The organism is Streptomyces cathayae (assembly GCF_029760955.1).
In the GTDB taxonomy this organism is placed as follows: Bacteria; Actinomycetota; Actinomycetes; order Streptomycetales; family Streptomycetaceae; genus Streptomyces; species Streptomyces cathayae.
Genome location: NZ_CP121682.1, coordinates 809,320 through 823,548, shown reverse-complemented (window position 1 = coordinate 823,548; position 14,229 = coordinate 809,320). Strand labels below are relative to the sequence as shown.

Here is a 14,229-nt window from a genome sequence, read left to right as displayed (position 1 = left end):
CATCCTGTGAGCACCGAAGCGTACGTGTACGACGCGATCCGCACCCCGCGCGGTCGCGGCAAGGCCAGCGGTGCCCTGCACGGCACCAAGCCCGTCGACCTGGTCGTCGGCCTCATCCACGAGATCCGCGACCGCTTCCCCGACCTCGACCCGGCCGCCGTCGACGACATCGTGCTCGGCGTCGTGGGCCCCGTCGGCGACCAGGGCTCCGACATCGCCCGGATCGCCGCCATCGCCGCCGGACTGCCCGACACCGTCGCCGGCGTCCAGGAGAACCGCTTCTGCGCCTCCGGCCTCGAGGCCGTCAACCTGGCCGCCGCCAAGGTGCGTTCCGGCTGGGAGGACCTCGTGCTGGCCGGCGGCGTGGAGTCGATGTCCCGGGTGCCGATGGCCTCCGACGGCGGCGCCTGGTTCAACGACCCGATGACCAACCTCGCCACGAACTTCGTCCCGCAGGGCATCGGCGCCGACCTGATCGCCACCATCGAGGGCTTCTCGCGCCGGGACGTCGACGAGTACGCGGCCCTCTCCCAGGAGCGGGCGGCCACCGCGTGGAAGGAGAACCGCTTCGCGCGGTCCGTGGTCCCGGTCAGGGACCGCAGCGGACTGGTCGTGCTGGACCACGACGAGCATCCGCGCCCCGGCACCACCGCCGACTCCCTCGCCGGGCTCAAGCCGTCCTTCGCCGACATCGGTGAGCTGGGCGGCTTCGACGCGGTGGCGCTGCAGAAGTACCACTGGGTGGAGCGGATCGACCACGTCCACCACGCGGGCAACTCCTCCGGCATCGTGGACGGCGCCGCCCTGGTCGCCGTCGGCTCCCGGCAGGTCGGGGAGCGGTACGGGCTGACCCCGCGTGCCCGGATCGTCTCCGCCGCGGTGTCCGGCTCCGAGCCCACCATCATGCTCACCGGCCCCGCCCCCGCCACCCGCAAGGCGCTGGCCAGGGCCGGGCTGACCATCGACGACATCGACCTCGTGGAGATCAACGAGGCGTTCGCGGCGGTGGTGCTGCGCTTCGTCAAGGACATGGGCCTGTCGCTGGAGAAGGTCAACGTCAACGGCGGCGCGATCGCGCTGGGCCACCCGCTGGGCGCCACCGGCGCGATGATCCTCGGCACCCTCGTCGACGAACTCGAACGCCGCGACCGGCGCTACGGCCTGGCCACGCTGTGCGTGGGCGGCGGGATGGGCATCGCCACCGTCGTCGAACGCCTCTGAACCCGGCGACCCACCCGCGACTTCTACGGAGACCCCTCATGACCGAGAGCACCACCATCCGCTGGGAACAGGACGACACCGGCGTCGTCACCCTCGTCCTCGACGATCCGAACCAGTCCGCGAACACCATGAACCAGGCGTTCCGCGACTCGCTCGCCGTGATCACCGACCGTCTGGAGGCGGAACTCCGGGCCGACCCGGACTCCGTCCGCGGCATCATCCTCACCTCCGCCAAGAAGACCTTCTTCGCGGGCGGCGACCTGCGCGACCTGATCCGGGTCACCCCCGACACGGCGCAGGACCTGTTCGACGGCGGTCTGGCGATCAAGCGGCAGCTGCGCCGCATCGAGACGCTCGGCAAGCCGGTCGTCGCGGCGATCAACGGCGCCGCCCTGGGCGGCGGTTACGAACTGGCCCTGGCCTGCCACCACCGCGTCGCCCTCGACGCCCCCGGCTCCAGGATCGGCCTGCCCGAGGTCACCCTCGGCCTGCTCCCCGGAGGCGGCGGCGTCGTCCGCACCGTCCGCCTGCTCGGCATCACCGACGCCCTGCTGAAGGTGCTGCTCCAGGGCACCCAGTACAGCCCGCGGCGCGCCCTGGAGAACGGCCTCGTCGACGAGGTGGCCGACACCCGCGAGGAGCTGCTCGCCAAGGCCCGCGCCTTCATCGACGCCCACCCCGAGTCCGCCCAGCCCTGGGACCGGCCCGGCCACCGCATCCCCGGCGGCACCCCGTCCCACCCCAAGTTCGCCGCCAACCTGCCCGCCTTCCCGGCCAACCTGCGCAAGCAGACCAACGGCGCCCCCTACCCGGCACCGCGCACCATCCTCGCCGCCGCCGTCGAGGGCGCCCAGGTCGACTTCGAGACCGCCCAGGTCATCGAGGCCCGCTACTTCGTCGAGCTGGCCGCCGGACAGACGTCGAAGAACATGATCCAGGCGTTCTTCTTCGACCTCCAGGCCGTCAACGCCGGAGCCAACCGCCCCCAGGGCGTCGAGCCCCGCCAGGTCCGCAGGGTCGCCGTGCTCGGCGCCGGGATGATGGGCGCCGGCATCGCCCACTCGTGCGCCCGCGCGGGGATCGACGTCGTCCTGAAGGACGTCTCCTTGGAGGCGGCCGTCAAGGGCAAGGGCTACTCCGAGAAGCTGTGCGCCAAGGCCGTCGCCAAGGGCCGGACGACCCAGGAGAAGGCCGACGCGCTGCTCGCGCGGATCACGCCCACCGCCGAGGCGCAGGACCTGGCCGGCTGCGACGCGGTCATCGAGGCCGTCTTCGAGGACACCGCCCTCAAGCACAAGGTGTTCCAGGAGATCCAGAACGTCGTCGCCCCCGACGCGCTCCTGTGCTCCAACACCTCCACCCTGCCCATCACCGCCCTCGCCGAAGGCGTCGAACGCCAGGACGACTTCATCGGGCTGCACTTCTTCTCGCCCGTCGACAAGATGCCGCTCGTCGAGATCATCAAGGGCGAGCGGACGGGGGACGAGGCGCTCGCCCGCGCCTTCGACCTGGTCCGGCAGATCAAGAAGACGCCGATCGTCGTCAACGACTCGCGCGGCTTCTTCACCTCCCGCGTCATCGGGCAGTTCATCAACGAGGGCATCGCCATGGTCGGCGAGGGCGTCGAGCCCGCCTCCGTCGAACAGGCGGCCGCCCAGGCGGGCTACCCCGCCAAGGTGCTGTCCCTGGTGGACGAGCTGAACCTCACCCTGCTGCGCAAGATCCGGACCGAGTCCAGGCGGGCCGTCGAGGAGGCCGGCGGCACCTGGACCGGGCACCCCGCCGACGCCGTCGTCGACCGCATGGTCGACGAGTACGACCGCCCCGGCCGCGCCGCCGGCGCCGGCTTCTACACGTACCGGGAGGACGGCGGGCGCGACGTCCTGTGGCCCGGCCTGCGGGAGCACTTCACCGAGCCCGGCCACGAGATCCCGTTCCGGGACATGCAGGAGCGGATGCTGTTCTCCGAGGCGCTGGACACGGTCCGGCTGCTGGAGGAGGGCGTGCTGACCTCGGTCGCCGACGCCAACATCGGCTCCGTCCTCGGCATCGGCTTCCCCGGCTGGACCGGCGGCGTCCTGCAGTACATCAACGGCTACGAGGGGGGAGCCGGGGAAGAGACGGGCCTGCCCGGGTTCGTGGCACGCGCACGTGAACTCGCCGAGCGCTACGGCGAGCGCTTCGCGCCGCCGGCGCTGCTGGTGGCCAAGGCGGAGCAGGGAGAGCGGTTCACGGACGCCGACTGAGACGCCCGAGGAGCCCCGGCGGGAGGCCGGGGAACGCGGCCCCGTCCCCCGGCCTCCCGGCCCGTCTCCCCGCTCCCGGTCTCCCGGCTCGTCTCCCCGCTCCCGGTCTCCCGGCTCGTCTCCCGCTCCCGGCTCGGCTCGGTCTCCTGGCTCGGTCTCCCGGCCCGGCCTCCCGGCCGTGTTCTGGCCCGCCCCGTCCCCCGCCCGTCCTCCGGCCCGTCACCTCGTCCGGCCCGCCTCCCCGTTCACTCCCCGCCGTCGAGCCACTCCCGCAGCTCCTCGCGCAGCGACCGCTGGAACGACGTCAGCAGCGCCTGCACCACGAGCGGATGCATATGGGCGGACAGCGACTTCACGTCCCGCGTGTCCCGCTCCGCCACCGCGTCCCGCAGCAGACGCGACAGGTCCTGGGCGGCCGCGCGCGCATGCCCGGTGAGCGCCGCGCGGGCGGCGAGGATCGTCTCGTGCGCCAGCGGTACGTCCAGCAGCTCGAGGCCGAGCCGCAGCAGACCCGCGTCGACCCGGAAGCCCTCGCCGTCCCGCTCGACGACGTCCAGCGCGGCCAGCCGCCGCAGGTCCTCCTCGTCCAGCGCCCGCCCCGCGCGCCGCTCCAGTTCCTCACGCGACACGCTCTCCACCGTGTCGGGCGCCCAGGAGGCCACCACCGCACGCTGGATCGCCAGGTCCCGCACGCTCAGATCCGCCGGCAACCGCCCCAGATACCGTTCGATGGCCGCCAGCGTCATGCCCTGCCGCTGCAACTCCTCGATCAGCGCCAGCCGGGCCAGGTGCGCCGGCCCGTAATGACCGACGCGACGCGGCCCGATCGCCGGGGGCGGCAGCAGCCCTCTGCTGCCGTAGAACCGGACCGTCCGCACCGTGACCCCGGCCTTCGCCGCCAGCTCGTCGATCGTGAGGGCCGGCTCCTCGATGTCGGTCGTCATGTGCAGCAGTATCACTGTCCCACCATCCGTGCGACACCTCGGCCACCCCGCCCGCCGGTCACGATCAGGTCGTCGATCGACAGGACGACGACCGCCGGGAGGTGAATTTCACGCCATACGTGGTAGGGGCTTGTCTGGGGGGTGAGCCTCCGCCCATCGGCTCGAGGAAAGGTGCCGCCTGTGACGCAGGACCAACCCGGCGACAAGGACCGTACGGCAGGCCCGGAGCCGGTTTCGGGAACGAAACTCACCAAACGTGAGAGCCCTCGCACCGACCGGGTGGTGTTCGGTGTCACGGCCGTGCTCACCGTCGCGTTCGTCGTGTGGGGCGCCACGGCGACCGAATCGCTCGAGAAGGTCTCGAGCCGCGCGCTCACCGGTCTGATGCACAACGGCGGCTGGGCGTTCATGCTGGCCGCCTCCGGCTTCGTCGTCTTCGCCCTCTGGCTCGCGATCAGCCGCTACGGAAAGATCCACCTCGGCGCCGAGGGCGAGGAACCGGAGTTCCGCACGGTCTCGTGGGTCGCGATGATGTTCAGCGCGGGCATGGGTATCGGCCTGATGTTCTACGGCGTCAGTGAGCCCCTGGCGCACTACATCACCGCGCCGCCGGGCACCAGCCCGGCCGACTCGGGCGAGCGCATGGAACTGGCCATGGCGACCACGCTCTTCCACTGGACCCTGCACCCGTGGGGGATCTACGCCGTGGTCGGCCTGGGCATCGCCTACAGCACCTTCCGCAGGCGGCGCCGGCAGACCATCAGCGCGGTCTTCACCCCGCTCATCGGGGCGAAGCACGCCAACGGCGCCCCCGGCCGCGTCATCGACATCCTCGCGATCGTGGCGACCATCTTCGGCTCGGCGGCCTCCCTGGGCCTCGGCGCGCTGCAGATCGGCTCCGGCATGCAGGAACTGAACTGGATGGACAAGGTCAGCACGGGGCTGCTGGTCGGCATCATCGCGGTGCTCACGGTCGCGTTCATCGCCTCCGCCGTGTCGGGCGTGGAGCGGGGCATCCAGTGGCTGTCCAACACCAACATGGTGCTGGCACTGGTGCTCGCCGTGTTCGTGTTCGTGGCCGGCCCGACGATCCTCGTCCTCGACCTGCTGCCCACCTCCGTCTTCGGCTACCTGGGCGAGCTGCCCCAGCTGGCCGGCCGTACGGAGATCAGCGCCGGCGAGGGGGTGGCGGAATGGCTGGGCAGCTGGACCGTCTTCTACTGGGCCTGGTGGATCTCCTGGACGCCGTTCGTCGGTATGTTCATCGCCCGCATCAGCCGGGGCCGTACGATCCGTCAGTTCATCGGCGGGGTCATCCTCGTCCCCAGCACGGTCAGCCTGGTCTGGTTCGCGGTCTTCGGCGGTACCGCGATGCGGCTCCAGGAGCAGGGCCGGCTCGGTGCGGCGTCGACCCCGGAGGGCCGGCTGTTCGCGGTGCTCCAGGAGTACCCCATCGCCACGGCCTCGAGTCTGCTGGTGATGATCCTCGTCGGCATCTTCTTCGTCTCGGGCGCGGACGCGGCCTCGGTCGTCATGGGTTCCCTCTCCCAGCACGGGACGCTGGAACCGGGCCGCCTGGTGGTGGTGTTCTGGGGCGTGGTCACCGGCGCCGTCGCCGCGATCATGCTGCTGGTGGGCAGCGGCCAGGGCGACGCGCTGACCGGCCTGCAGAACCTCACGATCCTCGCGGCGGCCCCGTTCGTCCTCGTGATGATCGTGATGTGCGTGGCGCTCATGCGCGATCTGCGCCGCGACCCGCTCATCGTGCGGGGCGAGATGGCCTCCGAGGCCGTCGACATGGCCGTCATCGCGGGTCACGCGAAGTACGACGGCGAATTCGAACTCCGTATCGGCCCCGGCCCGGGGCCGGACGTGGAGGGAGACCCGATCGGCAGGCAATGACCGCCGACGCCGCTTCGGCCGCCCCCGGCGGCGGTGGACGGGCCGGCCACCCCCGTGGAAGCGGGGTGGCCGGCCCGTCCACCGCCCGGCCCGCCCCGTGCGGCCTTGACGGAATATGTCATGCCGTACCCGTCACCGCCCCACTGCGGCAATACTCACAGCATGTCTGCCGAGTACGCGACCTTCGGCCTGACACCGGCGATCCGCGCCGGTGGAATCCTCTCCGGCGGTGACCACCAGGTCCACCGGGACTTCGTCGACTTCGTCGTCGACGGACGCCCGCTGCTGTTCCGCCTCTGCGACCTCGACGCCGTCTCCCCGCTCGCCTCCGACGTGCCGCCCGCCATCTTCACCGCCCAGGTCCGCAGCCTGCTGCTGGAGACCGAGGCCCCGCTGCCGTTCGGCCGGTACATCGTCTACGGCTGCCCCGACTGCGAGGACCTCGCCTGCGGCGCGGTGACCGCGGCCATCGAACGGGACGGCGAGGACTACATCTGGCGGGACTTCGCCTGGCAGACCGAGGAGCACGCCGACCTGGAACGCAACGGCTACCACGGCCTGGGCCCGTTCCGCTTCCGCGGCACCGACTACCGCACGGCCCTCGCCGCCCTGCTGGACGGCGCCGGCGGCACCCGCCGCCGTGTCCTGCTGATCGGAGCCCGCGTCGCCCTGCTCGCCAGGCTCGCCGCGGCCCTGCGCACCATCGGGGTCGGCGCCGACGTCGCCCAGGACGCCGACGGCGTCCCCGCCGACGAACTGCGCGGCTACAGCGCCGTGGTCTTCGGCCGGTCGGCCGGCGCCGCCCAGCGGGACGCCGTACGCCGCGCGTTCGCCGCCGCCGGCGTCCACGTGCCCTGCGTCGACGGCCTCGCCCCGGTCGTCCCCCTCCTCGTCGCCCAGACCGAACACGCCCTGGACCGCAGCCCGCCCGAGCAGCGCCGCCTCACCGCTCTGAGCGCCCCGCTCTCCGCGGCCGGTGCCGTGGCGGAGATCGAGGTCACCTCGTCCTGCCGGGTACGGCTCACCGCGTACCGCGTCGACCGCCTCTCCCGCACCCACACCCACGAACTCTTCGACGGCGTCCTGGAACCGGGACGCCACCGCATCCCCCTGGACGTGAAGACGGTGAGAGGGGAGTCCTACCTGGTGGCCCGTACCGCCGGGGCGGTACGGACGACGCCCGTGCGCCGGCCGGACCGGCACGCCGGCGGATGAACCCGAGGGCTAGGATCGGCGGTCTGATGACTGCCACCCTCGTCGCCAAGAACCTCTCCGCCGGCCATGGCGACCGCTCCCTGTTCAGCGGCCTCGACCTCGTCGTCGCCCCCGGCGACGTGATCGGCCTGGTCGGCGCCAACGGCGCCGGCAAGTCCACCCTGCTGCGCCTGCTCGCCGGCCTCAGCGCGCCGGAGCGGGGAGAGCTGCGGCTCTCCCCGCCCACGGCGACCGTCGGACACCTCCCGCAGGAGCCGGAGCGCCGGCCCGGCGAGACCGTCGGTGAGTTCCTGGCCCGGCGTACCGGTGTCGCCGAGGCCCAGCGGACCATGGACGAGACGACCCAGGCCCTGGTCGACGGGGCGCCCGGCGCCGACGACGCGTACGCCGACGCCCTGGAGCGGTGGCTGGGCCTGGGCGGCGCCGACCTCGAGGAGCGCGCCGAGGAGGTCACCGCCTCCCTCGGCCTGACCGTCGGCCCCGACCACCTCATGACCGCCCTGTCCGGCGGCCAGGCGGCCCGGGTCGGCCTCGCCTCGCTCCTCCTGTCCCGCTACGACGTCTTCCTGCTCGACGAACCGACCAACGACCTCGACCTGGACGGCCTGGAGCGCCTCGAACGCTTCGTGAGCGGGCTGCGCGCCGGGACGGTCGTGGTCAGCCACGACCGCGAGTTCCTCACCCGCACCGTCACCAAGGTCCTCGAGCTCGACCTCGCCCAGCGGCAGATCAACCTCTACGGCGGCGGCTACGCGGCCTACCTGGAGGAACGGGAGATGGCCCGCCGGCACGCCCGGGACGAGTACGAGGAGTACGCCGACAAGAGGTCCGCGCTCCAGGACCGCGCCCAGATGCAGCGGTCCTGGATGGACAAGGGCGTGAAGAACGCGCGTCGCAAGGCGGGCGGCGACAACGACAAGATCGGCCGCAAGTTCCGCAGCGAGGCGAGCGAGAAACAGGCCGCCAAGGCCCGCCAGACCCAGCGCATGATCGAGCGCCTGGACGTGGTCGAGGAGCCGCGCAAGGAGTGGGAGCTGCGCATGGAGATCGCGGCGGCCCCGCGCTCCGGCGCGGTGGTGGCGACGCTGCGGGACGCCGAGGTGCGCCGCGGCGACTTCGTGCTCGGGCCGGTCTCGCTGCAGGTCGACTGGGCGGACCGGGTGGCCGTCACGGGCGCGAACGGCGCCGGCAAGTCCACCCTGCTGGCCGCCCTGCTGGGCCGTGTCCCGCTCGACGCCGGGCACGCCGTCCTCGGCTCGGGCGTCCTGCTCGGCGAGGTCGACCAGGCCCGCGCCCTGTTCCACGGCACCGACACCCTGCTCGACGCCTTCCGCGCCGGGGTGCCGGAGACCGAACCGGCCGAGATCCGCACCCTGCTGGCCAAGTTCGGCCTCAAGGCGGACCAGGTGATGCGGCCGGCCGTCACCCTCTCCCCGGGGGAACGCACCCGCGCCGCCCTCGCCCTCCTCCAGGGCCGGGGCGTCAACCTCCTCGTCCTCGACGAGCCGACCAACCACCTCGACCTGCCCGCCATCGAGCAGCTGGAGTCGGCCCTGGACTCCTACGAGGGCACCCTCCTGCTCGTCACCCACGACCGGCGCATGCTCGACGCGGTGCACGTCACCCGCCGCCTGGAAGTGGCCGACGGCAAGGTGACGGAGTACTGACCGGGCCCGGCCGCTCACCCCGCGGGGTGAGCGGCCGGGCCCGGGCAACAGCGGGTCAGCGCCTGCCGTTCTTGGGGTCGACCAGGCCCGCACGGCGCAGGGCGTCGGCCATCGCGCTGTTCGCCGGCGCGGGCGCCTGACGCGCGACGGTGCCTCCGCGACCGCCGCCACCGCTGCGGCTCTGCCCCTGCTTCTGACCCTGCCCCTGGCGCTGCTGGGGCGGGCGTCCCCCGCCGCGCTGCCGGCGCCCGCCGGAGGCGTCCCCCGGCTCCGTGGCCTCGTCGTCCAGCCGCAGCGTCAGCGAGATCCGCTTGCGCGGGATGTCGACGTCGAGGACCTTCACCTTGACGATGTCGCCCGGTTTCGCCACGTCCCGCGGGTCCTTGACGAACGTCTTCGACATGGCGGAGACATGGACCAGGCCGTCCTGGTGGACGCCGACGTCGACGAACGCGCCGAAGGCCGCCACGTTCGTCACCACGCCCTCCAGGATCATCCCGGACGACAGGTCGGAGATCTTCTCCACGCCCTCCTTGAAGACGGCGGTCCTGAAGGCCGGCCGCGGGTCGCGTCCGGGCTTCTCCAGTTCCCGCAGGATGTCCCCGACGGTCGGCAGACCGAACGTCTCGTCCACGAAGTCCTCCGGCCGCAGCGAGCGCAGCACGGCGGTGTTGCCGACCAGCGAGGCGACCTCCTGACCGGAGCTCTTCACCATGCGCCGCACGACCGGGTAGGCCTCCGGGTGCACGCTGGAGGCGTCCAGCGGGTCGTCGCCGCCGCGGATCCTGAGGAAGCCAGCGCACTGCTCGAACGCCTTGGGGCCGAGCCGCGGCACCTTCTTCAGCTCGCGGCGGGACCCGAACGGCCCGTTGCCGTCCCGGTGGGCCACGATGTTCTCGGCGAGCCCGGACGTGATGCCGGAGACCCGGGCGAGCAGCGGCGCCGACGCCGTGTTGACGTCCACGCCCACGCCGTTCACACAGTCCTCCACCACCGCGTCCAGCGAACGCGACAGCTTCACCTCGGACAGGTCGTGCTGGTACTGACCGACACCGATCGACTTCGGGTCGATCTTCACCAGCTCGGCCAGCGGGTCCTGGAGCCGCCGCGCGATCGACACCGCGCCGCGCAGCGACACGTCCATGTCCGGCAGCTCCTGCGAGGCGAACGCGGACGCCGAGTACACGGAGGCGCCCGCCTCGGACACCATGACCTTCGTCAGCTTCAGCTCGGGGTGCCGGGTGATGAGGTCGCCGGCGAGCTTGTCGGTCTCCCGGGACGCGGTGCCGTTGCCGATCGCGATCAGCTCGACCGCGTGCTCCTCGGCCAGCCGGGCCAGCTTGGCGATCGCCTCGTCCCACCGGTTCGCCGGGACGTGCGGGTGGATCACGTCGGTGGCGACCACCTTGCCGGTCGCGTCCACCACGGCGACCTTCACACCCGTACGGAACCCGGGGTCGAGCCCGAGCGTCGCACGGGTGCCGGCCGGGGCGGCGAGCAGCAGGTCCCGCAGATTGGCCGCGAACACCCGCACCGCCTCGTCCTCGGCCGCCGTACGCAGCCTCAGCCGCAGGTCGATGCCGAGATGCACCAGAATGCGCGTACGCCAGGCCCAGCGGACCGTGTCGAGCAGCCACTTGTCCCCGGGACGGCCCCGGTCGCCGATCCCGAACCGGTGGGCCACCATGCCCTCGTACGAGGACGGGCCGTCCGTCGCCTCCTCCGGCTCGAGGACGAGGTCGAGGACCTCCTCCTTCTCCCCGCGCAGCATCGCCAGGATCCGGTGCGAGGGCAGCTCGGTGAACGGCTCGGCGAAGTCGAAGTAGTCGGCGAACTTGGCGCCCGCCTCCTCCTTGCCGTCGCGCACCTTGGCGGTGAGCCGCCCGCGCACCCACATGCGCTCCCGCAGCTCGCCGATCAGGTCGGCGTCCTCCGAGAACCGCTCGGTGAGGACGGCCCGCGCCCCGTCCAGGGCGGCCTGCGGGTCGGCGACGCCCTTGTCCGCGTCCACGAACGCGGCGGCCGCGGCGAGGGGCTCGACGCCCGGATCACCGAGCAGCCCGTCCGCCAGCGGTTCCAGCCCCGCCTCACGCGCGATCTGCGCCTTGGTACGCCGCTTGGGCTTGTACGGCAGATAGACGTCCTCCAGGCGCGCCTTGGTCTCCGCGCCCCGGATCCGCTCCTCGAGCTCCTCGGTGAGCTTGCCCTGTTCGCGCACCGATTCCAGGATCGCCGTGCGACGCTCCTCGAGCTCCCGCAGATAGCGCAGCCGCTCCTCGAGCGTGCGCAGCTGCGCATCGTCGAGCATCTCGGTCGCTTCCTTGCGGTAGCGGGCGATGAAGGGCACCGTCGAACCGCCGTCGAGCAGCTCCACGGCGGCTCTGACCTGCCGCTCCTGTACGCCGAGCTCCCCGGCGATCCTGCCTTCGATGGACCCTGTGGGGGGTGTCGTCACGATCCCGTACCGCCTTCTTCGCTGAGGTTGCGCGGCAATTGTGGCAGGTGGCGCCGACAATCGGGGATCAGGGCGGTGACTCGCCGGGACGTGGCGCGCGCCGGGTCAGGCGCGCCGGCCGTGCCCGGCGGACGAGGCACCGCCGAAGAGCCGGGCCAGAGCCCGGAACGGCAGCGTCACGACGGTGGCGACGGCGCCGCCGATCTGGCGCAGGACATCCGCGATGGCACGGAACACGTGTTTCCCCTTTCATCCCCGACCGTCTTCGGCCGGAACGGACCGTGTGGACCTCCGTGTACCTCGTCAACGCCTCGACATGCACGCTGTATACGCGCTGTACGCGTACCGCGTGCGCGCCGTGCCGCTACGACTGCCCCGCGGTGTCCTGCCGTCGGTCCGAAAGGCTCCAGGTGAACCGGGGCGGCCTGCGGTCCAGGAACGCGGCGACCCCCTCCGCGGTGTCGCCGTTCCCGTGCGCCCGCTCGTTCCAGTGGTCGTCGCGGTCGGTGCGCCCGTTCGCGAACTCCTTCGCCGCGGCCTGCGTCAACTGCGAACGGGATGCCAGGATCCGGGTGAACTCCGCGACCCGCCGGTCCAGTTCGCCCTCGGGCAGCACCTCGTCGACCAGTCCGGCGCGCAGAGCCCGCCCGGTGTCGATCAATTCACCCGAGAACAGCAGGTACTTGGCGGTGGACGGACCCACCAGCGACACCAGCCGCCGGGTGGAGGAGGCCGGGTAGACGATACCGAGCCGGGCCGGTGTCACCCCGAACACCGCTCCCTCCTGGGCGAACCGCAGGTCGCAGGCCGCCGCCAGCTGCGCCCCGCCGCCGACGCAGTGACCCCGGATCGCCGCCAGCGTCGGCTTGGGGAAGGCGGCGAGCGCCTCCTCGGCCGCCACGGCGAGCCGCTGCGCCTCCCGCGGCGACCCCCGGAGCGTGGAGATGTCCGCCCCGGCGCAGAACGTCCCGCCCTCGCCGGTGAGCACCAGTGCGCGTACCGCGGGGTCACCCGCCAGCGTGTCGAGCAGCGGCGGCAGCGCGCGCCACATCGCGGTCGTCATGGCGTTGCGCTTCGCCGGGTGGCGGATGACGACCGTGGCGACCGCGTCGATGACGCCGTGCAGCAACCGGGGCTCCATGGGGCCGGATGCTATCCGTCCCGGTCGGGGCGCCGACCGGGGGGGAGCGCCCACGACGAGGGAGAGCGCGAAGGTGAAGCCATACAACCCGAAGAGTTCGTCGAGGCGACACCGGGCGGGCAGAAACGATCCCGCGATGGACGGTGACAAACGTCGGCGGTCGGAAACGCTCGATATCCGCTGACTTCTGTTCAGTGCTCCGGGGGGACGCGGATCGTTACCAACACTCGACGTGTGGTGACAATCGAGTGCGAGGGTGGCGACCTGACGATGGACGACCAGGGGAGCGGCCCCGGCCCACGCCCGGAGGACGGGGAGAGACCCGTCGAGGCGGGCACCGCGGCACCGCTTCCGTACGAGGGTGTCTGGCGCTTCACCGCGTCCGCCGTGGACGCCTCGGTCCCGCAGGCGCGCCACGCCGTACGGGACCTGCTGCTGCGCCAGGGGGTGCCGGTCGCCGACGACGTGGTCCAGGGGCTGCTGCTGATCGTCTCGGAACTGGTCACCAACGCCGTACGGCACGCGGCGCTGCTCTCCCCGACGCTCGCCGTCGAGGTGGCCGTCGGTGCCGAGTGGGTCCGGGTGTCCGTGGAGGACAACCACCCCTACCGCCCGACCGCCCTGGAGACCGACCACGGCCGCACCGGCGGCCGTGGGCTGCTCCTGGTGCGCGAGATCACCCACGAGGCGGGCGGTCTGTGCGACGTCGAGCACACCGCGAGCGGCGGCAAGGTGGTCTGGGCCGCCCTGCCGCTCAAACCCGTGCGGCTCTGAAACCGGTCACCGGCGGGTGACCGGCACGGTCACCAGCCCGCCGACGGCCCCGTCAGCTCCCGGATCGCCGGGCGGGCGGCGTCCAGGACGGTCATGAACCACACCGAGAAGGTGTCCTCGGCGTGCCGCCGGGCCAGCTCGTCCGGGGTCACGAACGCCGTCGACGCCACCTCCTCCGGGTCCACCCGCAGCGGTGCCTGCACCATGCCGACGAACAGATGGTTGTACTCCTGCTCCACCAGGCCCGAAGCCGGGTCCGGGTGGTTGTAGCGGACCGTGCCGGCCTCGGCGAGCAGGGACGGGGACAGGCCCAGCTCCTCGAAGGTCCGCCGGGCCGCCGCCGCGAACGGCGCCTCACCGGGGTAGGGGTGACCGCAGCAGGTGTTGGACCACACACCGGGGGAGTGGTACTTGCCCAGCGCCCGCTGCTGGATCAGCAGCCGCCCGTGCTCGTCGAACAGGAACACCGAGAACGCCCGGTGCAGCTGTCCCGGGGGCTGGTGGGCCGCCAGCTTCTCCGAGGTGCCGATCGTCACGCCCTCGTCGTCGACCAGCTCCAGCAAGATCGCCTCGGCGGTACCGCTCGACGGACTGTGCGTCGCGTTGGCAGGTGTGATCGGCATACCCATCCTTCACTCGGTCTTCGCGCCCCAGTCTGCCGCAC

Annotated in this window: 11 protein-coding genes; 6 read left to right on the top strand and 5 right to left on the bottom strand. The window is 72.3% G+C overall.

Translation table 11 applies throughout. The features are described 5' to 3' along the window. Positions 1-6: 6 nt before the first annotated feature. Together PYS65_RS03955 and PYS65_RS03950 are read left to right on the top strand one after the other, a co-directional pair. Entirely contained in the window at positions 7-1,221 is a 1,215-nt protein-coding gene (locus PYS65_RS03955; protein WP_279332362.1) for an acetyl-CoA C-acetyltransferase, read from the top strand. A gap of 38 nt (positions 1,222-1,259) precedes the next feature. Beyond that, the gene (locus tag PYS65_RS03950; RefSeq protein WP_279332361.1) at positions 1,260-3,467 is read left to right on the top strand and encodes a 3-hydroxyacyl-CoA dehydrogenase NAD-binding domain-containing protein; all 2,208 of its coding nucleotides are present in this window, start codon (positions 1,260-1,262) and stop codon (positions 3,465-3,467) included. 245 nt (positions 3,468-3,712) lie between these two features. On the opposite strand, the gene PYS65_RS03945 is transcribed toward PYS65_RS03950, so the two are convergent. Next, positions 3,713-4,411: a MerR family transcriptional regulator gene (locus PYS65_RS03945; RefSeq protein ID WP_279332360.1), complete on the bottom strand. Its 699-nt coding sequence runs from the start codon at positions 4,409-4,411 to the stop codon at positions 3,713-3,715. Between the two features lie 180 nt (positions 4,412-4,591). On the opposite strand from PYS65_RS03945, the gene PYS65_RS03940 reads away from it, so the two are divergent. From PYS65_RS03940 to PYS65_RS03930, 3 genes are all read left to right on the top strand, one after another. After that, the gene (locus PYS65_RS03940) at positions 4,592-6,313 is read left to right on the top strand and encodes a BCCT family transporter (RefSeq protein ID WP_279332359.1); all 1,722 of its coding nucleotides are present in this window, start codon (positions 4,592-4,594) and stop codon (positions 6,311-6,313) included. A gap of 162 nt (positions 6,314-6,475) precedes the next feature. Next, on the top strand, positions 6,476-7,528 hold the full coding sequence (locus PYS65_RS03935; protein WP_279332357.1) for an oxidoreductase: 1,053 nt from the start codon (positions 6,476-6,478) through the stop codon (positions 7,526-7,528). Positions 7,529-7,554: 26 nt separating this feature from the next. Further along, positions 7,555-9,195, top strand: coding sequence for an ABC-F family ATP-binding cassette domain-containing protein (locus PYS65_RS03930; protein ID WP_279332356.1), 1,641 nt, complete (start codon positions 7,555-7,557; stop codon positions 9,193-9,195). A 55-nt stretch (positions 9,196-9,250) separates the two neighbouring features. Here the strand turns inward: PYS65_RS03930 and PYS65_RS03925 are convergent, their stop codons facing one another. The 3 genes from PYS65_RS03925 to PYS65_RS03915 all read right to left on the bottom strand — a co-directional run bounded on the left by PYS65_RS03925 (position 9,251) and on the right by PYS65_RS03915 (position 12,791). Next, the gene (locus tag PYS65_RS03925) at positions 9,251-11,650 is read right to left on the bottom strand and encodes a Tex family protein (RefSeq protein WP_279332355.1); all 2,400 of its coding nucleotides are present in this window, start codon (positions 11,648-11,650) and stop codon (positions 9,251-9,253) included. Positions 11,651-11,755: 105 nt separating this feature from the next. Next, complete coding sequence (locus PYS65_RS03920) at positions 11,756-11,887, bottom strand: LPFR motif small protein (protein ID WP_279332354.1); 132 nt, start codon at positions 11,885-11,887, stop codon at positions 11,756-11,758. 127 nt (positions 11,888-12,014) lie between these two features. Continuing rightward, positions 12,015-12,791: an enoyl-CoA hydratase/isomerase family protein gene (locus PYS65_RS03915; protein WP_279332353.1), complete on the bottom strand. Its 777-nt coding sequence runs from the start codon at positions 12,789-12,791 to the stop codon at positions 12,015-12,017. Between the two features lie 270 nt (positions 12,792-13,061). Here PYS65_RS03915 and PYS65_RS03910 point away from each other — a divergent pair, with 270 nt between their 5' ends. Next, a complete protein-coding gene (locus PYS65_RS03910) occupies positions 13,062-13,565 on the top strand; it encodes an ATP-binding protein (protein WP_279337844.1) in 504 nt (167 codons plus the stop codon). Positions 13,566-13,594: 29 nt separating this feature from the next. Here PYS65_RS03910 and idi read toward each other — a convergent pair whose 3' ends face one another. Then, on the bottom strand, positions 13,595-14,188 hold the full coding sequence (gene idi / locus PYS65_RS03905; protein WP_279332352.1) for an isopentenyl-diphosphate Delta-isomerase: 594 nt from the start codon (positions 14,186-14,188) through the stop codon (positions 13,595-13,597). Positions 14,189-14,229 lie beyond the last annotated feature (41 nt).